The following is a 24,880-nucleotide window of genomic DNA, read 5'->3' as shown; positions in this document are numbered from 1 at the left end:
TCATGTCATCGACGCCAAGTTGCGAATGCGTCGCAAGTGCTTGAAACATCGAAGAGATTGTGTTGTTAACCCGCCCTTGCCGTCATTAAGCAACGCTCGTGCCGGGAAGGCCAGTGAGAGCGTCTCGCAAAGATGCGACAATTTGCCGCACTTCATTGTCTTCCAAAATTTCCTCGACTGGGCGGGACAGGCGGCGGCGCCAGTTGGGGTGCTGGTCGACCGTTCCCGGCAGGTTCGGCTGCTCGGTCTCCCCCAGCGCGTCCTCGATCTGCACCATGACGATGCGCGACGGCGTGCGCCCCATGTAGGCGTGGACGGCGGCGGTCAGTTCCGGCCTGTGGGATTGGTCGCCCTCGTCGCTGGGGTAGCTGGCCGGGCGCAGCCCCTCGCGCGACAGCGCTTGGAGAAGCCGCCAGCGGTCCACGCCGCGGTCCCAGCCATCCTTGTCACGGCTCGCCACGTCGGGGTAGAGGTCGAGGTTGCGGCGCCACTCCAGGTCGCGACCGGTCCAGAATCCCTTGAAGGTGGCGAGGTCGTGGGTGCTGACCGTCGCCATGGCGTCCACCGGATAGGCGCCGGGTGGAGTAAAGGATCCCTCGACACCGCGCTCGAAATACAGAACGCGGTAGCTGAGGATGCCGGCGCGCTCCAAGGCCGGGCGGAAGCCATCGGGCACGGTGCCCAGATCCTCACCGATCACGACGCAGCGGTTGCGCCGGCTTTCCAATGCCACGATGCGCAGCAGGTCGTGGAACGGGTATTCGACATAGGCGCCGTCGCTGCCGTCCTCCGGGATCCAGAACAGGTGCTGCAAGGCCATGACGTGGTCGATGCGCAGGGCGCCAGCGTGGCGCATGTTGGCCCGCAGCAGGGCGACGAAGGGGGCATAGGCAGCCTCGCGCAGCCCCAGCGGCGAGAGGGGCGCCAAGCCCCAGTTCTGACCATTCAGGTTGAACTGGTCGGGCGGCGCGCCGACGTTGGCCCCCTGGACCAGGATGGAGGAATCGGCCCAGGCCGCGCCGCCGCCGGGATGGGCGGCCACGGCGAGGTCGCGGTAGAAGCCCAGCGTCAGCCCGGCCGCGCGGCCCCGCGCGGCGGCCTCGCCCAACTGGCGGTCGGCCTCCCATTGCAGATAGGCGAAGAAGCCGACGCGGTCGGCATGGGCGACGGCGAAGGCTTGGACTTCCGGGCTGTCGGGGGCCTGGAAGGCAGCCGGCCAGCGGCGCCACATCCACAGCGACGGGTCCTGTCGGTAGAAATGCTCGTGCAGGGCCTCGAACAGGGCGTGGCGGTGCAGGCCGTCGCCCATGGCGTCTTGGAACGCCGCGAACGCTTGTCTGCGCGGGTGGTCCGGGTCGAGCGACCGGAAGGTGCCGTAAAGCGCCTCCAGCACCGGTAGCTTCAGGGCCGACACCGCCGGGTAATCGACCAGCTCGGCAGCGCGGGCCCGGGCCAGAGCCTCCTGGAACGGGGCCGAGGCGATGCGGGCCTGGGCGTCGGGGGTGCCGGCCAACTCGGGCACGGCCGGCACGTCGATGTAGAGGACGTTCAGGAAGCTGCGGCTGGACGGCGAATAGGGGCCGATGTGGTTCGGGTCGGCGGGGAACAGCGCGTGCAGCGGATTCAACCCCACCAGACCGGCGCCGAGCGCGGCGGCCGTCTCGGCGAAGCGCCCAAGGTCGCCGAAATCGCCCAGCCCCCAGTCCTGCCCGCTCTTCAGCGCATAGAGCTGCAACCCGATGCCCCAGCTGCGCCCGGCCGGAACCGCCTCCTGCACCGTCAGGCAGCGGTCGGGGGTGACGATCAGGGTCGTTGCGCCCTCCAGCGCCGCGCCGTCGGCGCCATGAGGGCGGACCGCGACCGCCAGCCGGTGGTAGCCGAGCGGCAAATCCATCGGCAAAAACTTCCCAAGCTCCCGCCGCTCGAAGCCCTGCCCGTCGATGAAGGCGCCATCGGACAGCGGCGCACCGGCGACCGTGAGCGTCCCGTCGCGGATCGTGCCGTCCTCCAGCGTCAGGGTCCAGGACAGGATGGCGTTGTCCAGGCTGGCCGGCAGGGTGATGGACAGGTCGGTCCCCTGCCCTTCCCCCAGCACCAGCACGGGCGGCAGCGGGCGACGCCACGCGCGGCCCTCCAGGGCGCGCAGGCTGGCTTCCGCCTCCCCATCGCTGGCGGCGGCGAGGCCCATGGCGCCGACCAGCGCCCGCTTGGTCGCCACGGAGGTCTCGCGCCGGTTGCCCCAGATGTCATGGTAGAAGCGTTCGAGTCCAACCAAGTCGGCCAGCCGGTCGAGAGCACTCATGCGGGGTCCTCACAGTCTGTTCGAAAAGACGGTCCAGCGGAAAAACCGACGCCGGGGATTCGGATCGCGCCACGGCACGGGCGCGGCGTCAGCCGGCCGACGCGGTGGCGGTGTGCAGCGGGGCTTCGGGCGGCACGGGCGTCGCCGCCGCAAGCGCGGCCGCCGCCTTGGCCTGGGCCATCTGCTCCAGCCGGCTGCGGTAGCCGTTGACGGCGGCGGTGACCTCGCGGGTCATCGCCTCCAAAGGGCGGTCTGGGTCGGTGGCCTGCATCAGCGCACGCACCATGGTCTGCAATTGCGCCACGTCGCCGGGCTCGACGGCGCCCCGTTCGGCCTGGGCGTGGATCGATTCGGCGAGCGACTTCACCGCGCGGGCGACCGCCTCGACATGGGCGTGGTCGCCTTCGTCGGACAGACGGCGCAGCAGGTCGTCGAGAAAGCCGCCGATGCGGCCGACATGCTCCGTGGCCAGACGGTCCGGCGTGGGCCGGGACAGACCGGGCATGGCGAACTCCGCCAGGAAGGCCACCTGGACGCTGGCGCGCACCCGCTTCTGCGTGGTGACGAAGCCGATCGCCTCGTTCAGCAGCATGCGCACGCCGGCCTGGTTCCATTGGCCGGTCGCCTTCAGGCGCAGCGTGTTCGGCGCGTCGAGGACCGGCACCTGGGCGCCCTCGCGCGGGGATTTGCGGCGGTCGGGGCCGGTGTAGTCGGCGGTCACGACGAAGCCCTTGCGCCCCTCGATCAGGCTGGCGATGCGGTCCTGCACCTGCTTGGGCGAGACCGGCTTCAGCAGCAGGTCGTCGGCCCCGGTGTTGGTGACGCGGGTCAGCAGGGCCGGGGTCGGCGCCCAGGTCGTCACGATCAGGCAGGCGAAGGGGTTGGGCACCTTCGGCTCGTTGCGCAGCGCGCGGATGAAGCGGAACGCGTCGGTGTCCTCGCCGTCGGCGTCCACCAGGATGACGTCCGGCGTCCCGGCGCTGAGCAGGCCGGAGGCGGCCTTGACCGAATCGAACAGCTCCATCCGGCGGAAGCTCATCCGCACCAGCACGTCGCGGAAGACGCGGGCGGTGTTCAGCTGGCTGTCGATGATCGCGGCGTCGACCTGGGAGAAATCGTAGTCCGGCATCGTCCTATCCGAATCGTCGCGGCGACGGCAAGGTTAACACGGCTTGGTCCCGTCCGTCGCGGTAGCATCGCGAGGCGGGGGCCGGCGGCGCCAGATGGCAAAGCGGCGCAGGGACCGGGCGCCGGCCCCGCACGTTTACTGTCCGGGCTGCTCGACCAGCGTGAAGACCAGCACCGTCCGCCCGTCCACCAGCATCGCGCGTCCGGGAAGCTGCATGCGCTCGTCCCCTGTCCCGTCCTCGACACGGGTGTCGAGGACGCAGCGCCAGCCGCGCCCGCCCGGGACGTCGGGCAGGGTGACCGCCAGCGTGTCGGCGTGGGCGTTCAGCACGATCAGCAGCACCCCATCGGTCAACGGCTGGCCGTCGGCCCCGATGTGGTGGCCGGCGTGGCCGTTCAGCAGCAAGGCGATGCAGCGCGCCTGGGTGTTCCGCCAATGCTCGGCGGTCTTCTCGATTCCTTGGGCGTTGTACCAGACGATGTCCTTCAGGCCGTTGGGCGCGGTTTCCCGGCCGTGCAGGAAGACCGGGCGGCGCAGCACCGGGTGCGCCCGGCGCAGCGCGATCAGGAGGCGCACGTAGGACAGCAGCGCCGGATCCTGGCGCGACCAGTCCAGCCACGTCAGGTCGTTGTCCTGGCAATAGGCGTTGTTGTTGCCCTTCTGGCTGTGGTTCAGCTCGTCGCCGGCCAGCATCATCGGGGTGCCCTGCGACAGCAGCAGCGTCGCCAGCAGGTTTCGCTTCTGCCGGGCGCGCAGCGCGTTGACCGCCGGGTCGGCGATCTCGCCCTCCGCCCCGTGGTTCCAGGAGCAGTTTGAGGAATGGCCGTCGCGGTTGTCCTCGCCGTTGGCCCAATTGTGCTTGTCGTTGTAGGAGACGAGGTCGTGCAGGGTGAAACCGTCATGGGCGGTGATGAAGTTCACGCTGGCCCAGCTCCGCCGCCCGCGCTTCTCGAACAGGTCCGAGGACCCGGCGATGCGCCCGGCCAGTTCCGGCAGCATGCCGTCGTCGCCGCGCCAGTAGCGCCGCACGGTGTCGCGGTAGCGATCGTTCCACTCGGCCCAGCCCGGCGGGAAGTTGCCGACCTGGTAGCCGCCGGGGCCGACGTCCCACGGCTCCGCGATCAGCTTCACGTCGGCCAGCACCGGGTCCTGCCGCACCGCGTCGAGGAAGCCCGAGCCGGGGTCGTAGCCGTAGGGCTCGCGCGCCAGCACGGTGGCGAGGTCGAAGCGGAAGCCGTCGACGTGCATCTCCGTCACCCAGTAGCGCAGGGAATCCATCACCATCTGCACCACGCGCGGGTGGGCGAAGTTCAGGGTGTTCCCGGTGCCGGTGTCGTTGATGTAGTAGCGCGGGCTGTCCGGCATCAGCCGGTAGTAGCTGAGGTTGTCGATGCCCTTGAAGGACAGGGTGGGGCCGAGGTGGTTGCCCTCCGCCGTGTGGTTGTAGACGACGTCGAGGATGACCTCGATGCCCGCGTCGTGCAGGCGGGCCACCATCGTCTTGAACTCCGACAGCACGCCGGTGGTCATGTAGCGCGGTTCCGGCGCGAAGAAGCCGATGGTGTTGTAGCCCCAGTAATTCGTCAGGCCGCGCGTGACCAGATGCTGCTCGTCGGCGATGGCCTGGACCGGCAGCAGCTCCACCGAGGTGATGCCGAGCGCGCGCAGATACTCGATGACCGAATTGACCGACAGGCCGGCGAAGGTGCCGCGCAGATGGGCCGGCACGTCGGGGTGGCGCATGGTGAAGCCGCGGACGTGCGTCTCGTAGACCACCGTGTCGGTCCAGGGGACGGAGCGGCGGCGGTCGTGGCCCCAGGTGAAGGCGCCGTCCACCACCCGGCATTTCGGCATGCCGCGCGCGTTGTCGCGCCGGTCGAAGGACAGATCCTCGCGCGTCGAGCCGACCCGGTAGCCGTAATGGGCGTCCGACCATTTGAAGCCGCCGAACAGCGCGCGGGCGTAGGGGTCGAGCAGCAGCTTGTTCGGGTTGAAGCGGTGCCCCTCCTCCGGCTCGTAGGGGCCGTGGACGCGGTAGCCGTAGAGCTGGCCGGGCCGGGCGTCCGGCAGGTAGCCGTGCCAGACCTCGTCGGTGTGTTCGGGCAGGGTGATCCGCTCGACCTCGCGCTGGCCGGTCTTGTCGAACAGGCACAGCTCCACCCGCTCGGCGTGGGCGGAGAAGAGCGCGAAGTTGACGCCGAACCCGTCCCAGGTCGCCCCCAGCGGGTGCGGTTTGCCGGGCCAGACGGTGGTGCGGGCGGGTATGGGGGGCATCGTCGGGCCGGGATCTCACACAGAAATCAACGGATCCAATAAGAAAGCCTCCCCCCACCTTCGTCAAGGGCGCTTGGCGGAATCGCCTATTATTAGAACCCGCTCATTCCTTGCGTCGCTCCAGGATCAGGGTGCCCAGCGGCGGCACCGTCAGGTTCAGGGAGTGGGTGCGGCCGTGCCAGGGCACCTCCTCCGCCTCCACCGCGCCGCCGTTGCCGACGCCGCTGCCGCCGTATTCCGGGGCGTCGGTGTTCAGCCGTTCCACGTAGCGGCCGGGCAACGGCACGCCGACGCGGTAGCCTTCGCGCGGGATGGGCGTGAAGTTGCACACCGCGATGACGAGGTGGTCCGGATCGTCGGCCTTGCGCAGAAAGGTGAAGATCGAGTTCTCGTTGTCGTTCGACTCGATCCACTCGAAGCCGGACGGGTCGCAGTCGGTCTTGTGCAGCGGCGCCAGCTCGCGGTACAGCCCGTTGAGGTCGCGGATCAGGTCGCGGACGCCACGGTGCAGCGGCTCCTCCAGCAGGTGCCAGTCGAGGCTGCGGGCCTCGCTCCATTCCCGCCGCTGGGCGAACTCGCCGCCCATGAACAGCAGCTTCTTGCCGGGATGGGCGAACATGAAGCCGTAATAGGCGCGCAAATTGGCGAATTTCTGCCAGTCGTCGCCCGGCATCTTGTTGATCAGCGAGCCCTTGCCATGCACCACCTCGTCATGGCTGAGCGGCAGGACGAAGTTCTCCGAGAACTGATAGATCAGCCCGAAGGTCATCTGGTGGTGATGGTAGCGCCGGTGGATCGGGTCGTTCTGCATGTAGGCCAGGGTGTCGTGCATCCAGCCCATGTTCCATTTGTAGCCGAACCCCAGGCCGCCCAGATAGGTCGGCTTCGACACCATCGGCCAGGAGGTCGATTCCTCCGCCACCGTCATGGCGCCGGCGTTCCGCTCGTAGACCAGCTCGTTCATGCGCTTGAGGAAGGCGATGGATTCCAGGTTCTCGCGCCCGCCGAACGTGTTGGGGATCCACTCCCCCTCCTTGCGGCTGTAGTCGAGGTAGAGCATGGACGCGACGGCATCCACGCGCAGCCCGTCCAGCCGGTACTGGTCCAGCCAGAACAGCGCGTTGCCGAGCAGGAAGTTCTGCACCTCCGTCCGGCCGAAATTGTAGATCAGGGTGTTCCAGTCCTGGTGGAAGCCCTGGCGCGGGTCGGCGTGCTCGTAGAGATGGGTGCCGTCGAACAGCCCCAGCCCGTGCTGGTCGGTCGGGAAATGGCCCGGCACCCAGTCCAGCAGCACGCCGATGCCGGCGCGGTGGCAGGAATCCACGAAGGCCTTGAAGTCCTCCGGCGAGCCGTGGCGGCTGGTCGGCGCGTACATGCCGATGGGCTGGTAGCCCCAGGAGCCGTCGAAGGGATGCTCGGTGATCGGGAGCAGTTCGATGTGGGTGAAGCCGAGGGTCTTGACGTAGGGGATCAGGCGTTCGGACAGCTCCTGGTAGGTCAGGAAGCGGTCCTCCTCCTCGGGCACCCGCGCCCAGGAGCCCAGATGCACCTCGTAGATCGACACCGGCGCGTTGCGGTCGGAGGTCGCGGCGCGGCGGCTCTGCCACTCGGCGTCGCGCCACTGGTAGGCGGGCAGGCCGTGGACGACCGAGGCGGTGGCGGGCCGCATCTCCGCCCGGAAGGCGTAGGGGTCGGCCTTCTGCGGCAGCAGGTTGCCGTCCGACCCGCGCACCTCGAACTTGTAGCGTTGGCCGGTGGTGGCGTGGGGCACGAAGATTTCCCAGACGCCCGCCTCGACCCGGCGGCGCATCGGCAGCCGGCGGCCGTCCCAGTTGTTGAATTCGCCGATGACGCTGACGTTGCGGGCGCTGGGCGCCCAGACCGCGAAGGCGACGCCGTCCACCCCGTCGACGGTGCGCGGGTGGGCGCCCAGCCGCTCGAAGGCGCGCAGATGGGTGCCTTCGGCCAGCAGATGGACGTCCAACTCGCCCAGCACGTTGCCGAAGCGGTAGGCGTCCTCGAACTCCTGGGTCGCCAGCGGGTATTCGGCGCGCAGCCGGTAGCGGAAACGCTGGGTGCGGTCGGGCAGCACGGCGTGGAAGAAGCCGTCCTCCAGCATACGCTCCGCCTCGCCCGCCGGCTGGCCGGTGGCGCTGTCGATCACCCACAGGCGCTGGGCGCCGGGCACGAAGGCGCGAAGCTCGACCGGAGCGTCGGGGCCGTTCTGGTGCATTCCCAGAACGGCGAAGGGATCGCCATGGTCGGCCCGCGCGATGGCCTCGGCCGCCGCCCGCAACGCCGGATCACGGGAATCGGTGGCGCGGGTCCTGCGCGTGTCCGTGCTGATATCGCTCGCCATCGGCTGAACTCCTGCCCTTCGTCTTGATCCGTGGTGAACATACAGAGGCCGGCATCGTCACACCATCGCCGGCGCATCGGCCAATCGGCCAGGGGGAGCGTAGGCCGCGTGCCCCCTCCCCGCCCCTCCCCCGCTTCGCGGGAGAGGGGGCCGGGAACTTTGCAAAGGTGCAGCGGCAGTCCCCTCTCCCGCGAAGCGGGGGAGGGTTAGGGAGGGGGCTACGGCGCCCCCACCCTCACTCCGCGTCGAGCAGCCCCAGCACGCCCTTGACCGGGATGCCGATCCAGCCCGGACGATGGGCCGCCTCGTAGGCGATCTCGTAGAACGCCTTCTCCAGCAGGAACAGCGTCAGCAGGCCGCGCGCCGAGCCATGGCCGGTCGGCCAGCCGGGGCTGCCCTCGATGGCGGTGCGGTAGCCGTCGAGGAAGGCGTCCACGCTTTGCCGCTCCCACGCGCGGGCGGCGGCGTGGACCGGCTCGCCGAGGTCGGTGGCGCCGTCCAGCCGGAACAGCGCCGCCCAGGCGGCGTAGTTGAACGACCGCATCATCCCGGCCACGTCGCGCAGCGGGCTGTGCTTGGCCCGGCGCTCCTCCAGCGTCTTCACCGGCTCGCCCTCGAAATCGAGGATGTACCAGTCGTTCTGGGCGCGCACCACCTGACCCAGATGGTAATCGCCGTGGGTGCGGGTCTTGACGCTGTCCACCGTCAGCGTGGCGAGCGAGTCCAAGTGCCGCAACGCCTCCTCGCGGCGGGTCAGCAGCCGTTCGGCGTCCGCGCGCACGCCGGGCGCCAAGCGGTCGAGCGCGCCGGGCAGCGCCGCGAAGGCCGCCTCAGCCTGGGTGCGGGCGTCGTTGGCCCAGCGTTTCAGGTCGTCGACGGTGATCGGCTCCGGATCGAAGGCCGCGTTGCCGGTGGTCTGCGCCAGCGCGCGGTGCAGTTCGGCGGTGCGCTGGCCGAGCGTGGTCATCATGGTCAGATGCATGTTGAACGGCTCGCTGACCTCCGCCGTCTCCTCGGTCGTGGCGCCGACGCCCAGGCGCACGTCCTCCAGCTCGCGCTCCAACGTCTCCACCGTGCTGGCCCAGCCGTCGCCTTGGTTGCGGACGAAGCTCTGCACCACCGCCAGCGCGGTCGGCGTGCCGTCGGCGGCGATGTGCTCCACCGCGCCCAACAGGGCCGGGGTGTTGACGAAGCCGGCGACCTCGGTCAGGTAGCGGCCCATCTCGATCTCGGGATGCTCGCCCTCGACCAGACGGCGCAGCACCTTGACCACGATCTGGCTGTCCACCAGCACCGAGTTGTTGCTCTGCTCGACGCCCAGGCGCCGCACCTCCGGCTCCGCCGACAGCTCGACGGCGGCGAGCTGCTGCGTGGGCGTGAAGCGGATCGTCCCGGTGCCGCCCGTGGCGGGCAGCGCCTTGCCCTGGCGCAGTGCGTCGAGCAGCGACAGGATGAAGCCGTCGGCCTGCACCGCGTCGTAGAGCGCGCCGGTCTTCGGCCCGCGCCGCACCTTGGCCAGCGTGTAGGGCAGCAGCGGCCAGCCGGTGGAGCCGGCGGCCCCTTCCCAGCTCATCGCCAGCGGCAGGAAATAGGTCTGCGGCGCGGTGTCGCCGCCGAGCGCGACCTCGACCCGCACCAGCATGAAACCGTCCGGACCGGCCTTCTCGCCGACCCCCTTCAGTTCGGCGGCCAGGGTGACGTGGGAAGAGGCGATGCGCTGGTCCTTGGCGGCGAACCAGCGCTGCTTGGGCAGGTAGACCTGAAGGATGTCGCGGCCCAGCTCGTCGCCCGCCCGTCCGACGGTCAGGCTCTTCCAGCCGTCGCGCATGACGACGGTCAGCAGGTCGGGCACCGGCTCCGGCAGGGTCTCATGCCACGTCGGCAGCTCGGCCTCGACGGCCAGGGTGAACCAGTAGAAGCCGTAGGCCGGCAGCGTCAGCAGGTAGGGCAGCTCGCCGACCGGCGGGAAGACGGCGCGGCCCAGCAACTCCACCGGAATGCGGCCCTTGAAGGTCTTGAGATCCAGCTCCACCGCCTGGGCCGAGCGCGACAGGTTGGCGACGCACAGCACGATCTCGTTGCCGTTCTCGGTCTCCAGGCAGCGGGTGTAGGCCAGCACCTTGCGGTTGCCGGGGTAGAGCAGGTTGAAGGAGCCGCGCCCGAAGCATTGGCGCTGCTTGCGCACCGCGACCAGCCGCTTCATCCAGTTCAGCAGCGAGGAGGGGTTGCGCGTTTGCGCCTCGACGTTCACCGCCTGATAGCCGTAGATCGGGTCGAGCACGGCGGGCAGGAACAGCCGTGCCGGATCGGCGCGCGAGAAGCCGCCGTTGCGGTCGATCGACCATTGCATGGGCGTGCGCACGCCGTCGCGGTCGCCGAGGTAGATGTTGTCGCCCATGCCGATCTCGTCGCCGTAATAGACGACGGGGGTACCGGGCATCGACATCAGCAGGCTGTTCAGCAGCTCGATCTTGCGGCGGTCGTTCTCCAGCAGCGCAGCCAGCCGGCGGCGGATGCCGAGGTTGATCCGCATCCGGCGGTCGGACGCGTAGAAATTCCAGAGATAATCGCGCTCGGTGTCGGTCACCATCTCCAGCGTCAACTCGTCATGGTTGCGCAGGAATATGGCCCACTGGCATTGGTTGGGGATGTCGGGGGTCTGGCGCATGATGTCGGCGATCGGGTGCCGGTCCTCCATCGCCACCGCCATGTAGATGCGCGGCATCAGCGGGAAGTGGAAGGACATGTGGCACTCGTCGCCGCCCTTCTCCAGGTCGCCGAAATAGGGCAGCACGTCCTCGGGCCACTGGTTGGCCTCGGCCAGCAGCATGCGGTCGTCGTAATGCTTGTCCAGCTCGGCGCGGATCGCCTTGAGGACGTCGTGGGTCTCGTCGAGGTTCTCGTTGTTGGTCCCCTCGCGCTCCTTCAGATAGGGGATGGCGTCGAGCCGCAGCCCGTCCACCCCCATGTCCAGCCAGAAGCGCATGACCTTCAGCACCTCGTCCAGAACCTCCGGGTTGTCGAAGTTCAGGTCGGGCTGGTGCGAGTAGAAACGGTGCCAGTAATAGGCGTTGGCGACCGGATCCCAGGTCCAGTTGGACTTCTCCGTGTCGCAGAAGATGATCCGGGTGCCCTGGTATTTCTGGTCGGTGTCGGACCAGACGTAATAGTCGCGGTGGTTCGACCCGGCGGGCGCCTGGCGGGCGCGCTGGAACCATGGGTGCTGGTCGGAGGTATGGTTGATGACCAGCTCGGTGATCACGCGCAGGCCGCGCTCATGGCATTCGTTCAGAAAGCGCTGAAAATCGTCCAGGTTGCCGTAGGTCGGGTTCACCGAGCTGTAGTCGGCGATGTCGTACCCGTCGTCGCGCAGCGGCGAGGGGTAGAAGGGCAGCAACCAGACCGCCGTGACCCCCAGATCCTGGATGTAGTCGAGCTTCTGGGTCAACCCGGCGAAATCGCCGATGCCGTCGTTGTCGGCGTCGAAGAACGCCTTGACGTGCAGTTGGTAGATGACGGCGTCCTTGTACCAAAGCCGGTCCTGGCGGTCGATCATGGGTCCAGCACTTTCACGTAGCGTGTTGCGGGGACACGTGTTGCGGGAACACCTCACGCAAACAAGCCAGACGGGCGAAGGTTTCCCCGACCGGCCGGAAGAATCCAAACTGGCGGCGGAACGGCCGGGTTCAAGACCTACGTCAAACGCGCCCGGCGCATCACCCGTTCGCGTGGGGCGAAACGGCCCTTCCGCTGGAACAAAGGCCGGACCTTCCGGGACCGGGGCCGCACGCGGCTTGACTTGGCTGGGTACCACCATCAGGCTGCGCCCCTCTTCCAAAGATTGGACGGCGACGCGCGGATCATGGCCCCACTCGGTTCCTTCATCATCGTCACCGGTGGCGATTCGCGGTACTGCCCGCTGATCCTCGAACTGGTCGCCTCACTGCGCGCGCTGAAGCCGGCGGCGGAGTGCCCCATCGGCGTGATCGACGCCGGGCTGACCGACGACCAGCGCGCCGCGATGACGGCCGACGGGCTGTCGGTGGTGACGCCACCCTGGCCGGTGGAGATCCCGGCGCACCGGCTGCGCAACCGCATCCACCTGAAGGCCAACCTCGCCAAGCTGCATCTGCCCAACTACTTCCCCGGCTACGAGACGATCATCTGGATCGACGCCGATGCCTGGGTCCAGGATTGGGCGGCGGTGGAGTTGCTGCGCCGGGGCGCGGCGCTCAACCGCTTCGCCATCGTCGCCCAGTTCGGCCGTTTCTCGGAGACCGAGCTGCGGCTCGACTGGCTGTTCGGGCGCTTTGCGCGGGTGCGCTCCATCCTGTTCAAGAACGCCACGCGCGCCGGGCTGACCACGGCGGAGAGCCGGACGCTGGCGACCCGCCCGACGCTGAACGCCGGGGCCTACGCGCTGAAGGCCGACGCGCCCCATTGGGCGGCGTTCCAGCGCTGGCAGAAAAAGGTGCTGGTCAAGGGCCGGCTGTTCACCTCCGACCAGCTCGCCATGGCCGGGGCGATCTATCTCGACGGGCTGCCGGTCGAGCTGCTGCCGGAATGGTGCAACTACATCGGCCCCTGGCGCTTCGACCCCGCAAGGAACGAGCTGGTCGAATACTACCTGCCGAACCGCCGCCTCGGCATCGTCCACATGGCCGGCGAGGACGCCATGCGCGCCGACCTCTCCGTGCGGCGCCCGGTGCTGGACATGGAGGACCGGGTGCACCAGCTCAGCCTGCGCCAGCCAGCCTGGACGGAGCCGGACCCGGCGCGGGAACCCGATCTCGTCACGGTGGGTGGGCTTCGGTAAGCCGCGCCAACTCGCCCACCGCCCGCTCCAGCGCCTCCACGCCGTGGGCGGCGAAGCCCAACACCACGCCGTTGCCGCCCGCCCCGTCCACGCCATAGCTGGACAGGGGCGGCACCGTCAGCCCGATGGCGGCCGCCCGCGCCGACAGCACGCGGTCCGGCACGGAGTCCGGCAGGCGCAGGAGGACGTGCATCCCGGCCTCCCCCGCCTCCGCCCGCCCCAGCCCGGCGAAGCCGCGCCCCAGCGCGTCGAGGATCGCCGCCCGCTTGCCGGCGTAGAGCGCCCGCATCGCCCGCAGATGCGAGGCGAAATGCCCATCGGTCAGGAAACGGTGCAGCGCCGCCTGCGGCACCACGCTGGTGCCCCCGTCGAAATGGCGCCGCGCCGCCCGCACCGGCTCCACCAGATCGGGCGGCACCACGACGTAGCCAAGCCGCAGCGCCGGGAACATCACCTTGCCGAAGCTGCCGACATAGACCACCCGCCCGGCCCCGTCCAAGCCCTGCAAGGCGGCCAGCGGCGGCCCGGCGTAGCGGAACTCGCTGTCGTAATCGTCCTCGACGATCCAGGCGTCCTGCTGCGCCGCCCAATCCAGCAGTTGCAGCCGCCGCCCCAGGCTCATGGTGACGCCGAGCGGAAACTGGTGCGACGGCGTGACCAGCGCCAACCGGGCGTCGGCGCCCCGCCGCACCCCCTCGGCCACGTCGAGCCCCTCCGCGTCCACCGGCACCGGAACCAGCCGCGCCCCCGCCCCCAGCAGCGCCGCACGGTTCCCCGGCCAGCCGGGGGTCTCCACCCAGGCCGAATCGCCGGGATCGAGCAGCAGCTGCGCCACCAGCGCCAACCCCTGCTGCGCGCCCGACACGATGACCACCTGCTCGGGCTCGCAGCGCACCGCCCGCACGGCCCGCAGATAGCCGGCGATCGCCTCGCGCAGCGGCGGGTGGCCCAGCGGGTCGGGGTCGGCCGCCAGACCGCGCCCACCGACCCGCCAGCTCCGCCCCAGAAGCTGGCCCCACAGCGCGAAGGGAAAGGCGCCCAGATCCGGCGTTCCCAGCGAGAAGGGCCGGACGAGCGGGTCGCGCGGCACCGCCGGCGCATCGGCGAGCACCATCCCGCGCCGCGACAGCCCGACGCCGCGCCGCGCATCGACCCGGCGCGCCATGCCTTCCGGCGGGCGGTCCGGCAGGGCGGTCGCCACGAAGGTGCCGGCCCCGATCCGGCCGGTGACGTAGCCTTCCGCCAGCAGCGTGTCGTAGGCCGTCACCACCGTGTTGCGCGACAGCCCCCATTCGGCCGAGAGCGCGCGGGTCGGCGGCAGCCGTTCCCCCGGCCGCAGCCGACCGTCCACCACCATCTGGCGCAGGGCGCGGTAGAGCTGCCGGTGCAGCGGTTCGGCGCCGGCACGGTCGAGCGCCATCGGCCCCAGGCTGGCGAGAACCGGACGGGCGTGGCGTCCCATGGGCGTAGCCTTTCGAATTGGACCCCATAAAAAGATCGAACCGGACCTTTCAACCGGACCACTTTGGCCGCAAAGCTCCGGCATCGCAACCCAGCTGGATCCGCCAGGCCATGCCCGCCCCCCTCCCGCCTTTCGAGGCGACCGACGACACCTCCGTCTTGGCCCAGACCCCGCGCACCCGCGCCGTGCGGCGGGGCGACCGCGGCAACCACGACGTTGCCACCATCCACGCCATCCTCGACGAGGCCCCGGTCTGCCACGTCGGCTTCATCGACGGCACCGATTCGCCGGTCCCCGTGGTCATTCCGACCGTTCCCTGGCGCGTCGGCGACGAGTTGCTGATCCACGGCTCCTCGGCCAGCCGGATGATCCGCCGCCTGCAATCGGGCGGCGAGGCCTGCATCACCGTGTCGCTGATCGACGCCTGGGTGCTGGCCCGCTCGGGCTTCAACCACTCCGTCAATTACCGGTCGGTGGTCCTGTTCGGCCGTCCGCGCCTGATCGACGACGAGACGGAGAAGCGCGCCGCGCTCGACGCCCTGGTCGAGAAGATCGAACCCGGCCGCGCCGCCAAGGTCCGCCCGGCCAACGCGCAGGAGTTGAAGGCGACCGCCGTGCTGGCCTTCCCCATCGCCGAGGCCTCGGCGAAGATTCGTTCCGGCCCGCCCTGCGACGATCCGGAGGACATGGATCTCCCGGTGTGGGCCGGTGTGGTGCCGCTGTCGCTGGTCGCCGGAACGCCCATCCGCGACGGGGAGTGACGGAACGCCGTCACACCAAGGCAAGAAACAGAAAAAGGCCGCGCCCGGACGAACCGGGCGCGGCCTTTTTCTGTGGAAGACAGGGCCGGCTCCGATACCCCCGGAACCGGCCCTGTTTCCCTCCGTCTTAGGACGACGGGGCGTTCACGCCGCGCGGCAGGATCTGCGCACGACGGTTCGACGGCTCGCGGACGTTCGGGCCGGTCTGGACCAGCAGCTGGCCCTCGCCCTTGCCTTCGGTCGTCACGTTGGCGGCCGGGATGCCCTTGGCAACCAGGGCGCGCTTGACCGCGTCGGCGCGACGGTTCGAGAGCTTCTGGTTGTAGGCCGGCGAGCCCGAGCTGTCGGTGTGGCCGACGACGTGGATGCGGGCGCCACCCGACTTGCTGATCGCGGCGACGGCGTCGCCGATCACGCGGTCAGCGGCCGGGGTGACCACCGACTTGTCCCAGTCGAAGAACACCAGGTATTCGTTCTGAACCTGGCCGGCCGGGGCGACGGCCGGAGCGGCGGCTTCCGGCGGGCAGGGGTAGCTGCCCTGGTGGATCACATAGCCGCCGCTGGCGGTGCGGGCGTCCGAAGGACCCCAGCCGATCACCGGGTTGCACCACTTGACGCCGGTGCCGACCAGGGCGGCGTCCTGGGCGTTGGCGGTGCCAGCCAGACCGATGGCGAGAACAGCGGCCGGCACCAAGGCCAAACCAGCGCGAACAAAAGTCTTCATCTCTTCACTCCCTTGCCAGAACCCTTCCCCATCAGAGTGCCTGCGGGGGATGAACCGTTCAACCGAAGCATCCGCCCACGTGCAAGCGCGGCAGCCACCGACCCAACATGTGGTGTTCGGAGTTGTTCCGAACCCTCAGCCGATCGTCCTGGCCTGCTCGTTCCTTGGGCCTATGCTCCTCTTCCATATCAGCTTTTCCGGTAGGTTTCCGCCAAATCGACATAGCGTCGGGCGGAGACCGGGAAAAAGCCGAGATCACGCTCGGAAAGCTCGCGAACCGGCCTTGCGGGACTTCCGGCCCACAAGAATCCCCGCTTCACCCGTTTGCCGGGAGTCACCAGGGCACCGGCGGCGACCATCGCCCCCGACTCGACATGAACGCCGTCCATGAGACAGGCTTTCATGCCGACGAAGCAGCCGTCCTCAAGCGTGCAGGCGTGCAGCAGCGCCATGTGGCCGACCGTGATGTCGTCGCCGATGTAGGTGCCCTGCCCCTCGGAGGCCACGTGGATCACGGTGCCGTCCTGGATGTTGGTGCGGGCACCGATCCGGATTTCGTTCACGTCTCCGCGCACGGTGCAGCCGTACCAGATGCCGCTGCCCGCCCCAATGACGACATCGCCGATCACCACCGCCGTTTCCGCGATGAAGGCGGTCGGGTCGATGGTGGGAAGCGTGCCGTTGAAGGCGCGAATGAGACCGGTCATCAAGTCGTGTCTGTAGCCGTGCGTGACGGTCGGGATTGAACCACCGTAAGCGTAAGGGTACCACCCGAATTCTCTATAACCCGCAAAGCGGATCGGCATTGCAGCGTCTGTGCAACACTGGGCGCCCGGCGACACAGTTTTCGCCGCCGGGCCTGGTGTTTTTACGGTGACCTTACGGGAAGAGCGGCGCCTGATCGATGCCGGTGGTCTCGCCCAGCCCCATCATGACGTTCATGTTCTGGATCGCCTGCCCCGACGCGCCCTTCACCAGATTGTCGATCACCGACACGATGATGGCGCCGCGCGGGGTGCGGTCGGCGACCACGCCCATCAGCGCGTGGTTGGACGCGCGGACGTGGCGGGTGGCGGGGACCACACCGGCCGGGGTCACGCCCACGAAGGGCTCGTCGGCGTAGCGGGCGGCCAGCGTCGCGCGCAGGTCGTCGGCGGTGACGCCCTCGGCCATGCGGACGTAGATCGTCGCCAGCATGCCACGGTTCATCGGCACCAGATGCGGCGTGAAGGACACCGTCACCGGACGGCCGGCGGCCAGACGCAGCTCCTGCTCGATTTCCGGCATGTGGCGGTGATGGCCGACGCCGTAGGCGTTGAAGCCCTCCGACACCTCGCAGAACAGGTTGGCCTGCTTGGCGTCGCGGCCGGCGCCCGACACGCCGGACTTGGCGTCGATGATGATCCCGCCCGGCTCGATCTGGTTCTCCAGCAGCAGCGGCAGCAGCGGCAGCAGCGACGAGGTCGGGTAGCAGCCCGGATTCGCCACCACCCGCGCCTTGCGCACGCCCTGGCGGTTGAACTCGGTCAACCCGTAGGCGACCTCCTTCTGGAGATCGGTGGCGCGGTGCTCGTGCCCGTACCACGTCGCGTATTCGGCCGGATCGGTCAGGCGGAAATCGGCGGAGAGATCGACCACCTTCAACCCGCTCGGCAGCCCGGCGATCACTTCCTGCGTGGTGCCGTGCGGCAGGGCGCAGAACACGAAGTCCAGCCCGTCCCACTTGACCTGATCGATCTTCACCAGATCGGGCAGGCCAAAACCGCCCAGATGCGGGAACACCTCGGCCAACGGCTTTCCGGCCTGTCGCTCGGCGGTCAGCGCGGCGATCTCGACGTTCGGGTGACGCAGCAGCATACGCACCAGTTCGGCGCCGGTGTAACCGGAGGCGCCCAGGATGCCGACGCGGATCTTCGTGCCGCTGGAGGTGCTGCCAAACGTGCTGATCAGGGCCATGAAACCGGTGTCCTTCGCTGGAAAAGTCATGGAAGAGACAAAAAGAAAGGGGCGCCCCTTTCGGGACGCCCCTCGCTTGTACCGTAGCGACGCGGGTCCGTGTAGGGCCTTAGCGCTTCGAGAACTGGAAGCTGCGGCGGGCCTTGGCGCGGCCGTACTTCTTGCGCTCGACCGTACGGGCGTCGCGGGTCAGGAAGCCGGCGGCCTTCAACGGCGGACGCAGGGTCGGCTCGAAGTAGGTCAGGGCCTTCGAGATGCCGTGACGGACCGCGCCGGCCTGGCCGGACAGACCGCCGCCGGCGACCGTGGCGACCACGTCGAACTGCTCGGCGCGCTCGGTCAGGCCGAACGGCTGGGCGATCATCATGCGCAGCACGGGACGGGCGAAGTAGACGCTCTGGTCGCGGCCGTTCACGGTGACCTTGCCGGAGCCCGGCTTGATCCACACGCGGGCGACGGCGTCCTTGCGCTTGCCGGTGGCATAGGCGCGGCCCTGGGCGTCGATCTTCGGCGCGGCCAGCTCTTCGGTGACGGTCGCGGTGGTGGCGGCGCCCGTCAGATCCTTCAGGCCGGAAAGGGTGGTGGTAACCTGAGCCATTTGGATTACGCGCTCCGCTTATTCTTCGGGTTCATCGAGCCGACGTCCAGGACGACGGGCTGCTGCGCCTCGTGCGGGTGGGTCGCGCCCTTGTAGACCTTGAGGTGGGTCATCTGCTTGCGGCCGAGCGGACCACGGGGAACCATGCGCTCCACGGCCTTCTCGACGACGCGCTCCGGATACTTGCCGTCCAGGATCTGGCCCTTGGAACGGCCCTTGATCCCGCCCGGATAACCGGTGTGCCAGTAGAAGATGTCGGCTTCGCGCTTGTTGCCGGTCAGCTTCACCTTCTCCGCATTGATGACGACGATGTGATCGCCGCAATCCATGTGGGGGGTGTAGGTCGGCTTGTTCTTGCCGCGCAGGATGTTCGCCAGGATGCTGGCAAGCCGCCCGAGAACGAGGCCGTCGGCGTCGACGACGTACCACTTCTTCTCGATGTCGGTCGGCTTCAGATTGAAGGTCTTCATCGCCACACTCGTTGAGTCAAACACAGATCGGCGGGCCGCCGAATCCGGGGCGCCGAAGCGGACGGTTTATTACGTTTTGGGCGACGCCCTGTCAACGGAAAAGTTTCTCTTTGATTTCAATGGCTTGTTTTCGCGGTATCATCATACCGCTTACTCAAGGCCATTGAAACCAAAGGATTTTTTATTCCGCCTCGGGAGGCTGGTATCCAGATACCGCGAGCTTGACCGGGTCGTGCGGCGGAATCGAATAGGTCCCGGTGGCGTGCGCCACGGGCTCCGGGTCGCCCTCGGAGAAGACCAGCACCTCGCCGTAGGCCAGCCGCTTGCCCATCTTCAGGATGCGGGCCTCGGCGGCGATGGCGACGGGGGGCGGGCGGCGCAGGAAGTTGATGGTCATGCTGGTGGTGACCGCCAGTTCGACCCGGCCGATCAGGCTCAACACCGCGCCGTACAGCGCCACGTCGGCCAGCCCGAACATCGCCGGCCCCGTCACCGTGCCGCCGGGCCGCACGAAATCGTCCTTGTAGGGCAGGCGCAGGCGGATCGTCCCGGCGCCCAGGCTGTCGATGACGACGCCGAAGCCGCCGACCAGCGGCACCCCCTCGCGGATCAGGACGTCCAGCTCTTCCTTGGTGATGGCGGGGGCGGTCGGCTCGGTCATGGATCCTCGGGCGGCGCACTGTTCGGTTGGCGTTCCGAACAGTGCGCGAAACCACCGGTCCAGGCAAGCCCGGCGGAGCGGCGTCGGTGGGACGCCGGCCCTCCCCTTACTCCGCGATCCTCACGGCATCGCCCGACGGCGGCAGGGGCGCGACGGGAGCGGGCACAGCCTCCGCCGCCGGAGCCAGACGGACAGGTCCTGGAGTTGCCGGAGCGGCCTCCGGGGCGGTGCCGGACGGCTGGGCGGGCGCGGAGGAGGGCGCGGGCGGAGCCTCCAGCGGCTCGGCCTTGATCTCCGCCTTCGGCTTTTCCGGAGCCGGGACGGCTGCCGGGGCCGGCGTTTCGGCGGGGGCCGAATAATCGGGAACGATGCGGGCCTGGCTGCCGGTGATGACCAGCACCTTCTGCCCGATGGGCAGCGGCTGGGGCTCGCGCTGGGTCAAGGACAGCAACTCGCCGTTCGGCTTGCGGACGATGTATTCCCAGCCGGTGGCGTCGCCGGTGATGTGCTCCATCGTCGTGCCGATGATCGTCCCGATGGCGGTGCCGCCGACGGTGCCGAGCGCCGAGTTGAAGCCGCCCGAGCCGACCTGCGCGCCCAGGATGCCGCCGGCCGCCCCGCCCGTCACGGCGCCGACCGTGCCGTTGGCGCTGATGGCGACCTGCCGATAGCCGGCGATCACCCCCGGCTCGGCCTTGTTGGCCTGCTGCACGGCGTTGCTGGCGTAGGTGTTCGGAGAATAGTCCGAGGTGCAGCCCGAAAGACCGCCGGCCACGGCGGCGAGCAGGCAGAACATGCCAAATCGCGACAAGACAAAACTTCCGCTGAAAAGCTCGTTGGACCGTTGATAAGCGATCCGGGGCCACGCGTCACCCCGCTTTTTTCCGGGGGCAGACCGCCGCGCCGTCGCCGGAACCCTGAAAACAGGACCGGATCGGTCCTTTCCGATGGGATAGGTCGGGATAGGTATGAGTACCCGTTTTCCCATCCAGACTAACCCTCGCAACTGCGGTCAACCCAAATCGAAATGGGTATATTGAGTACCGACAGTCGATGAGAGCGGCGGTGGGCGAACCCTCCCCCTTCTTTCCCGCTGAACCCAAACCGGAACGGACGCTTCCCTTCCTCCATGCGCGACACGGTCGGGCCTGGAACCGCTGCGGCTTGGCCCCGATACGTCCGCCCATGGAACGAGGCACGCGATGTTCACCATCACCATCGGACCCGCCCGCCCCCGCATGACCGGCGAAAACCGGAAGAAGCCGCCGCCCTCCTCCGCCGCCATGCTGAACCTCGCCCGCATCGCCGCCCGGCATGCCCCGACGATGGTCCTGGATGGCTACGGCGGCGCCATGATCCTGGGCGCCACCAACGCCACCGCCGGCGGCAGCGTCGACCTCTTTTAAAAAGGTATCGTGTCATGACCGAAGAGCATCGCAACGAATTGCTGGACATGGTGCAGCGGCTGCGCGAGATCGCCGAGTTCCAGCCCAACGGCCGCCGGCTGGCCATGTACGCCATCGCCACGCACATCGAATACGGCCCGGCCCGCGCCGCCGTTGCCGTCGCCGCCACGGCGACCGGTGCCGCCGAGCTGCTGGCCCAGCCGGGCAAGCCCACACTGGAAAACAGCTTCCAGGAACATTGACCGGAACGCGTGCCGGCCCAGGGATACTATCCCCCCGTATCCCTTTTCCCAACCGGACTATCCGCCGACAAGCGTGCGATTTTCCTAAAATTCTTTCATTTTTGAATGGTCGGCGGGATGGATCGGACCACCGCCCGATTGCGAAACACCCCGGTTGCAGAACACCACCGACACGGCGCGGCCATCGCGATTTCGACCGGCCCCCACCTGGAAACCGACCCTGGAAGGATACGCCCGATGCTCGCAGTGTCGCAATTCTTCGGCTCGACGGACAAGCTGGTCGACGGTCTGGCCCAGGCCGTCCGCGAGGCCGGCCCCGGCAACCGGCTGTCCATCAGCCTGGACGGGATCGACTTCCTGAGCATGCCGGAGCTGGCCGCGATCCTCAGCGCGGTCTGCACCGCCGAGCGCCGGGGCATCGCCGCCGCCGTGTCGGATCTGTCGCCGTCCCTGGCCGCGCTGCTCGACATGGCCGGCGTCTCGCTGCCCTGAGCCTTCCCTTTCCCTCCCCGTCCCCTTCCTCTCCTACAAGGATGCGTCCCATGGCCCGAAACGTTCTTGCGGTCGATGATTCGAAGGTGATGCGCGACATGGTCCGCCTGGCCCTGAACGGCGCCGGCTTCACCGTCCGCGAGGCCGGCGACGGGGTGGAGGCGCTCCAGCGCATCAACGGCGACCCGGTGGATCTGATCATCACCGACGTCAACATGCCCAACATGGACGGGCTGACCTTCGTCCGGCACGTGCGCTCCAAGCCGGGCTTCCAGCGCACCCCCATCCTGATCCTGACCACCGAGGCCACCGACAGCAAGAAGGCCGAGGGCAAGGCCGCCGGCGCCACCGGCTGGCTGGTGAAGCCCTTCACGCCGGACAAGCTGCTGGACGTCGTCCGCCGCGTCTGCCCCTGACCGTCCTCCGCCTTCGCCGCACGGGAGCCGCAGCCGATGTCGTTTACCCCGGACATCATGGATGAGCTTCGGGTCACCTTCTTCGACGAATGCAGCGAGTATCTGCTGCGCAACGAGGAACTGCTCGGCACCCTGCGCGACGGCGCCCGCAACGGAACCCACGAACGCGAGACGCTCGACGCCGTCTTCCGCGTCGCCCACTCAATCAAGGCCGGCGCCGCCGCCTTCGGCCTGACCGCTCTGGCCGACCTGACCCACCGCATGGAGGCGGCGCTCGACCGGCTGCGCACCGGGCGGCTGGCGCTGACCCCGCCGATGCTGGCGCTGCTGCTCGAATCCGGCGACGCGCTGGCCGAACAGGTCGAGGCCGCGCGCGAGGGCACCGGCGCCGACGGCGAGCGCGCCCGCCAGATCGCCGAGCGTCTGGCCGAAGCCGTGGACGCGGCGGGAACCGCCACCACCGCCGTGACCGTGCAGGCGCCCGCGCCCCTGCCGGCCGATCCCGACGCGCTGCGCCGTTGGGCCATCCAGTTCCGCCCGACCGCCTATTCCGGCGGCAACGAGCCGCTGCTGATCATCCGGGCGCTGGGCCGGCTGGGCCGGCTGGTGTCGCAGCTCGACCTCACCCGTCTGCCGGACATCGAGAACTTCGACCCGACCGAGCCGGTGCTGGCGTGGCGGATCGAGCTGGAAACCGACCACCCCGAATCCGACATCCGCGAGGTCTTCGAATTCGTCGAGGACGAGGCCGACATCCGCATCGACCTGATGAAGGACGACGGGTCGGCCATGGCCGCGATTCCGGGACCGGCGCCGGCCACGCCCATCCCGCCGCCGCCCGCCACGCCCCGGATCGCGGCCCCCGTCGCCGCCCCCGCCAGCGCACCGGCCGCCGCTGCCGCCACCATGTCCACCGCCACGCCCGCCTCCGCCTCTGTCCCCGCCCCGACCCCGCCGCAGGCCGCCGCCGTCAGCGAGGACGCCACGGCGTCCGGCGCGCGCGGGGGCACGGCGCCGGGCGGCAAGGGGACCATCCGCGTCGACCTCGACCGGGTGGACCGGCTGGTCGACATGGTCGGCGAGCTGGTCATCACCGAGGCGACGCTGACCCAGCTGTGCCGCGAGCTGGATTCGCGCACGCAGCGCCGCATGATCGCCGCCCTGAAGGGCTTGAGCGCGCACAGCCGCAAGCTCCAGGACGCGGTGATGGCGATCCGCATGCAGCCGGTGAAGTCGATCTTCGCCCGCATGCCCCGGATGGTCCGCGATCTGGCCGGTCGTCTCGGCAAGACCGTCGAACTCAGCATGGCCGGCGAAGCGACCGAGGTCGACAAGACGATCATCGAGGAGCTGGCCGACCCGCTGACCCACATGATCCGCAACGCGCTCGACCACGGCATCGAACGGCCGGAGGACCGGCGCGCCGCCGGCAAGCCCGAATGCGGCACCGTCTTCCTGTCGGCCGAGAACAAGGGCGGGCGCATCGTCATCCGGGTCGAGGACGACGGGCGCGGCATCGACCGCCCGCGCGTTCTGGCCAAGGCGCGCGCCCTGGGGCTGGTCGCCGCCGACGCCGCCCCGTCCGACGACGAGATCGACGCCCTGCTCTTCGCCCCCGGCTTCTCCACCAGCGAATCGGTCACCGACGTGTCTGGACGCGGCGTCGGCATGGACGTGGTCCAGCGCAACATCCAGTCGCTCGGCGGCCGCGTCACCGTGCAGTCCGAGCCGGGGCGCGGCACCCGCTGGACCATGACCCTGCCGCTGACGCTGGCGGTGCTCGACGGCATGCTGGTGCGCGTCGGGACCGAACTCTACGTCATCCCGCTCGCCAACATCCTGGAAAGCACCCGCCCCAAGGCGAGCGACGTCCACGAGGTGGTCGGCAGCGGCACGGTGGTGTTCCTGCGCGGCGACTGGCTGCCGCTGGTCCGCATGGCCGAGGTCTTCCAGCTTCCCGGCGCCGAGCACGACCCCTCGCGCGGCATCGTCGTCCGCGTCGAGACCGACACGGCGGGCGTCATCGGGCTGGTGGTGGACGAGCTGCTCGGCCAGCAGCAGGTCGTCGTCAAGCCGATCGAACAGAACTTCACCCATGTGCGCGGCGTCGCCGCCACCACCATCCTGGGGAACGGGCGGGTCTGCCTGATCCTCGACCTCGACGACTGCGTGGCGATGGCGCGCGACCGGCGCCACGCCCTCCCCGACGCCGCCTCCGCCCCGCCCCCCCGCGCCGCCGCCTGACCCCCGACCGGATCGCCGCCATGATGAAACGCCCCGCCCCCGCTTTGGCCCAGCGTTCCCCCGCCCCGCCCGACGGAAACGCGGAGGACGAGCACCAGCCCGTCCAGTTCGTCGCGTTCAAGGTGAACGGCGACGATTTCGCCGTCGACATCATGGCGGTGCGCGAGATCAAGGCCTGGGCCGACGTGTCGTCGCTGCCCAACATGCCAAGCTACGTGCGCGGCGTTCTGAACCTGCGCGGCAACATCGTGCCGATCTTCGACCTGCGCTGCCGCTTCGGCCGAGGCGTCACCGAGGCCTCCAGGCTGCACGTCGTCATCATCCTGATCGCGCGCGGACGCACCATCGGCATTCTGGTGGACGCCGTCTCCGACATCCTGAAGGCCCGCGCCTCCGACCTGCGCGCCCTGCCCGAAAACGAGAGCGAGGGCGCCGGCTTCATCACCGGACTCCTGGCGCTCGACCGCCGGATGATCGCCATCCTCGATCCCGACCGGCTGCTCGACCAGTCGCTGGTCGCCATCGCCGCCCAAGCCGCCGCCTAACGCCGCCGTCCGACCGGCCCCCG

21 protein-coding genes are annotated in these 24,880 nt (G+C 69.2%); 8 read left to right on the top strand and 13 right to left on the bottom strand.

The genetic code is table 11. The features are described 5' to 3' along the window. Nucleotides 1–85: 85 nt before the first annotated feature. The 5 genes from malQ to treS form a co-directional block, all read right to left on the bottom strand. Nucleotides 86–2,302, bottom strand: coding sequence for a 4-alpha-glucanotransferase (malQ, locus tag EJ913_RS18360; RefSeq protein ID WP_127000515.1), 2,217 nt, complete (start codon nucleotides 2,300–2,302; stop codon nucleotides 86–88). Between the two features lie 88 nt (nucleotides 2,303–2,390). Next, nucleotides 2,391–3,431 carry a response regulator gene (locus EJ913_RS18355; RefSeq protein WP_127000514.1) on the bottom strand — a complete coding sequence of 347 codons (1,041 nt, stop codon included), beginning with the start codon at nucleotides 3,429–3,431 and terminating at the stop codon, nucleotides 2,391–2,393. Nucleotides 3,432–3,566: 135 nt separating this feature from the next. Continuing rightward, entirely contained in the window at nucleotides 3,567–5,705 is a 2,139-nt protein-coding gene (gene glgX / locus EJ913_RS18350) for a glycogen debranching protein GlgX (RefSeq protein ID WP_127000512.1), read from the bottom strand. A 103-nt stretch (nucleotides 5,706–5,808) separates the two neighbouring features. After that, nucleotides 5,809–8,064 carry a 1,4-alpha-glucan branching protein GlgB gene (gene glgB / locus EJ913_RS18345; protein WP_127000510.1) on the bottom strand — a complete coding sequence of 752 codons (2,256 nt, stop codon included), beginning with the start codon at nucleotides 8,062–8,064 and terminating at the stop codon, nucleotides 5,809–5,811. 235 nt (nucleotides 8,065–8,299) lie between these two features. Then, the gene (gene treS, locus EJ913_RS18340; RefSeq protein WP_127000508.1) at nucleotides 8,300–11,620 is read right to left on the bottom strand and encodes a maltose alpha-D-glucosyltransferase; all 3,321 of its coding nucleotides are present in this window, start codon (nucleotides 11,618–11,620) and stop codon (nucleotides 8,300–8,302) included. A 306-nt stretch (nucleotides 11,621–11,926) separates the two neighbouring features. Between treS and EJ913_RS18335 the strand changes: the two genes are divergently transcribed. Further along, entirely contained in the window at nucleotides 11,927–12,880 is a 954-nt protein-coding gene (locus tag EJ913_RS18335) for a glycosyltransferase (protein ID WP_127000506.1), read from the top strand. Here the strand turns inward: EJ913_RS18335 and pdxR are convergent. Further along, nucleotides 12,858–14,342, bottom strand: coding sequence for a MocR-like pyridoxine biosynthesis transcription factor PdxR (gene pdxR, locus EJ913_RS18330; RefSeq protein ID WP_127000504.1), 1,485 nt, complete (start codon nucleotides 14,340–14,342; stop codon nucleotides 12,858–12,860). The two genes, EJ913_RS18335 and pdxR, sit on opposite strands and share 23 nt — an antisense overlap. A 110-nt stretch (nucleotides 14,343–14,452) precedes the next feature. Between pdxR and EJ913_RS18325 the strand changes: the two genes are divergently transcribed. After that, complete coding sequence (locus EJ913_RS18325; protein ID WP_127000502.1) at nucleotides 14,453–15,103, top strand: pyridoxamine 5'-phosphate oxidase family protein; 651 nt, start codon at nucleotides 14,453–14,455, stop codon at nucleotides 15,101–15,103. A gap of 127 nt (nucleotides 15,104–15,230) precedes the next feature. On the opposite strand, the gene EJ913_RS18320 is transcribed toward EJ913_RS18325, so the two are convergent. The 7 genes from EJ913_RS18320 to EJ913_RS33060 all read right to left on the bottom strand — a co-directional run bounded on the left by EJ913_RS18320 (nucleotide 15,231) and on the right by EJ913_RS33060 (nucleotide 20,323). Next, nucleotides 15,231–15,827, bottom strand: coding sequence for an OmpA family protein (locus tag EJ913_RS18320; RefSeq protein WP_127000500.1), 597 nt, complete (start codon nucleotides 15,825–15,827; stop codon nucleotides 15,231–15,233). 188 nt (nucleotides 15,828–16,015) lie between these two features. Continuing rightward, the gene (locus tag EJ913_RS18315) at nucleotides 16,016–16,534 is read right to left on the bottom strand and encodes a gamma carbonic anhydrase family protein (protein WP_127000728.1); all 519 of its coding nucleotides are present in this window, start codon (nucleotides 16,532–16,534) and stop codon (nucleotides 16,016–16,018) included. A gap of 172 nt (nucleotides 16,535–16,706) precedes the next feature. Further along, the gene (gene argC / locus EJ913_RS18310) at nucleotides 16,707–17,783 is read right to left on the bottom strand and encodes an N-acetyl-gamma-glutamyl-phosphate reductase (protein ID WP_127000498.1); all 1,077 of its coding nucleotides are present in this window, start codon (nucleotides 17,781–17,783) and stop codon (nucleotides 16,707–16,709) included. A gap of 109 nt (nucleotides 17,784–17,892) precedes the next feature. Next, entirely contained in the window at nucleotides 17,893–18,381 is a 489-nt protein-coding gene (gene rpsI / locus EJ913_RS18305) for a 30S ribosomal protein S9 (protein WP_127000496.1), read from the bottom strand. A gap of 5 nt (nucleotides 18,382–18,386) precedes the next feature. Continuing rightward, nucleotides 18,387–18,851, bottom strand: a complete 465-nt coding sequence (gene rplM / locus EJ913_RS18300) for a 50S ribosomal protein L13 (RefSeq protein ID WP_127000494.1) — start codon at nucleotides 18,849–18,851, stop codon at nucleotides 18,387–18,389. Nucleotides 18,852–19,032: 181 nt separating this feature from the next. Beyond that, on the bottom strand, nucleotides 19,033–19,512 hold the full coding sequence (locus tag EJ913_RS18295; RefSeq protein ID WP_127000492.1) for a PaaI family thioesterase: 480 nt from the start codon (nucleotides 19,510–19,512) through the stop codon (nucleotides 19,033–19,035). Between the two features lie 106 nt (nucleotides 19,513–19,618). After that, complete coding sequence (locus tag EJ913_RS33060) at nucleotides 19,619–20,323, bottom strand: outer membrane lipoprotein (protein ID WP_274389924.1); 705 nt, start codon at nucleotides 20,321–20,323, stop codon at nucleotides 19,619–19,621. A gap of 391 nt (nucleotides 20,324–20,714) precedes the next feature. On the opposite strand from EJ913_RS33060, the gene EJ913_RS18285 reads away from it, so the two are divergent. The 6 genes from EJ913_RS18285 (at nucleotide 20,715) to EJ913_RS18260 (ending at nucleotide 24,857) form a co-directional block, all read left to right on the top strand. After that, nucleotides 20,715–20,918, top strand: a complete 204-nt coding sequence (locus tag EJ913_RS18285) for a hypothetical protein (RefSeq protein WP_127000490.1) — start codon at nucleotides 20,715–20,717, stop codon at nucleotides 20,916–20,918. 14 nt (nucleotides 20,919–20,932) lie between these two features. Next, a complete protein-coding gene (locus EJ913_RS18280; protein ID WP_127000488.1) occupies nucleotides 20,933–21,160 on the top strand; it encodes a hypothetical protein in 228 nt (75 codons plus the stop codon). A gap of 237 nt (nucleotides 21,161–21,397) precedes the next feature. Then, the gene (locus tag EJ913_RS18275) at nucleotides 21,398–21,652 is read left to right on the top strand and encodes an STAS domain-containing protein (RefSeq protein WP_127000486.1); all 255 of its coding nucleotides are present in this window, start codon (nucleotides 21,398–21,400) and stop codon (nucleotides 21,650–21,652) included. Nucleotides 21,653–21,702: 50 nt separating this feature from the next. Then, nucleotides 21,703–22,068, top strand: a complete 366-nt coding sequence (locus EJ913_RS18270) for a response regulator (RefSeq protein WP_127000484.1) — start codon at nucleotides 21,703–21,705, stop codon at nucleotides 22,066–22,068. Between the two features lie 36 nt (nucleotides 22,069–22,104). Then, nucleotides 22,105–24,312, top strand: coding sequence for a chemotaxis protein CheA (locus EJ913_RS18265; protein WP_127000482.1), 2,208 nt, complete (start codon nucleotides 22,105–22,107; stop codon nucleotides 24,310–24,312). Between the two features lie 20 nt (nucleotides 24,313–24,332). Beyond that, a complete protein-coding gene (locus EJ913_RS18260; RefSeq protein ID WP_244939407.1) occupies nucleotides 24,333–24,857 on the top strand; it encodes a chemotaxis protein CheW in 525 nt (174 codons plus the stop codon). The last annotated feature ends 23 nt before the right edge of the window (nucleotides 24,858–24,880 follow it).

This window comes from Azospirillum doebereinerae (assembly GCF_003989665.1).
Classification (GTDB): Bacteria; Pseudomonadota; Alphaproteobacteria; order Azospirillales; family Azospirillaceae; genus Azospirillum; species Azospirillum doebereinerae.
Note: the sequence above shows the minus strand (reverse complement) of the source record. Positions and strands in the feature narration are given on the sequence as shown.

What these genes read in the sequence shown, in the direction of transcription:
- malQ (WP_127000515.1), bottom strand. Translation starts at nt 2,302, where the DNA reads ATGAGTGCTCTCGACCGGCTGGCCGACTTGGTTGGACTCGAACGCTTC.
- EJ913_RS18355 (WP_127000514.1), bottom strand. Translation starts at nt 3,431, where the DNA reads ATGCCGGACTACGATTTCTCCCAGGTCGACGCCGCGATCATCGACAGC.
- glgX (WP_127000512.1), bottom strand. Translation starts at nt 5,705, where the DNA reads ATGCCCCCCATACCCGCCCGCACCACCGTCTGGCCCGGCAAACCGCAC.
- glgB (WP_127000510.1), bottom strand. Translation starts at nt 8,064, where the DNA reads ATGGCGAGCGATATCAGCACGGACACGCGCAGGACCCGCGCCACCGAT.
- treS (WP_127000508.1), bottom strand. Translation starts at nt 11,620, where the DNA reads ATGATCGACCGCCAGGACCGGCTTTGGTACAAGGACGCCGTCATCTAC.
- EJ913_RS18335 (WP_127000506.1), top strand. Translation starts at nt 11,927, where the DNA reads ATGGCCCCACTCGGTTCCTTCATCATCGTCACCGGTGGCGATTCGCGG.
- pdxR (WP_127000504.1), bottom strand. Translation starts at nt 14,342, where the DNA reads ATGGGACGCCACGCCCGTCCGGTTCTCGCCAGCCTGGGGCCGATGGCG.
- EJ913_RS18325 (WP_127000502.1), top strand. Translation starts at nt 14,453, where the DNA reads ATGCCCGCCCCCCTCCCGCCTTTCGAGGCGACCGACGACACCTCCGTC.
- EJ913_RS18320 (WP_127000500.1), bottom strand. Translation starts at nt 15,827, where the DNA reads ATGAAGACTTTTGTTCGCGCTGGTTTGGCCTTGGTGCCGGCCGCTGTT.
- EJ913_RS18315 (WP_127000728.1), bottom strand. Translation starts at nt 16,534, where the DNA reads ATGACCGGTCTCATTCGCGCCTTCAACGGCACGCTTCCCACCATCGAC.
- argC (WP_127000498.1), bottom strand. Translation starts at nt 17,783, where the DNA reads ATGGCCCTGATCAGCACGTTTGGCAGCACCTCCAGCGGCACGAAGATC.
- rpsI (WP_127000496.1), bottom strand. Translation starts at nt 18,381, where the DNA reads ATGGCTCAGGTTACCACCACCCTTTCCGGCCTGAAGGATCTGACGGGC.
- rplM (WP_127000494.1), bottom strand. Translation starts at nt 18,851, where the DNA reads ATGAAGACCTTCAATCTGAAGCCGACCGACATCGAGAAGAAGTGGTAC.
- EJ913_RS18295 (WP_127000492.1), bottom strand. Translation starts at nt 19,512, where the DNA reads ATGACCGAGCCGACCGCCCCCGCCATCACCAAGGAAGAGCTGGACGTC.
- EJ913_RS18285 (WP_127000490.1), top strand. Translation starts at nt 20,715, where the DNA reads ATGTTCACCATCACCATCGGACCCGCCCGCCCCCGCATGACCGGCGAA.
- EJ913_RS18280 (WP_127000488.1), top strand. Translation starts at nt 20,933, where the DNA reads ATGACCGAAGAGCATCGCAACGAATTGCTGGACATGGTGCAGCGGCTG.
- EJ913_RS18275 (WP_127000486.1), top strand. Translation starts at nt 21,398, where the DNA reads ATGCTCGCAGTGTCGCAATTCTTCGGCTCGACGGACAAGCTGGTCGAC.
- EJ913_RS18270 (WP_127000484.1), top strand. Translation starts at nt 21,703, where the DNA reads ATGGCCCGAAACGTTCTTGCGGTCGATGATTCGAAGGTGATGCGCGAC.
- EJ913_RS18265 (WP_127000482.1), top strand. Translation starts at nt 22,105, where the DNA reads ATGTCGTTTACCCCGGACATCATGGATGAGCTTCGGGTCACCTTCTTC.
- EJ913_RS18260 (WP_244939407.1), top strand. Translation starts at nt 24,333, where the DNA reads ATGATGAAACGCCCCGCCCCCGCTTTGGCCCAGCGTTCCCCCGCCCCG.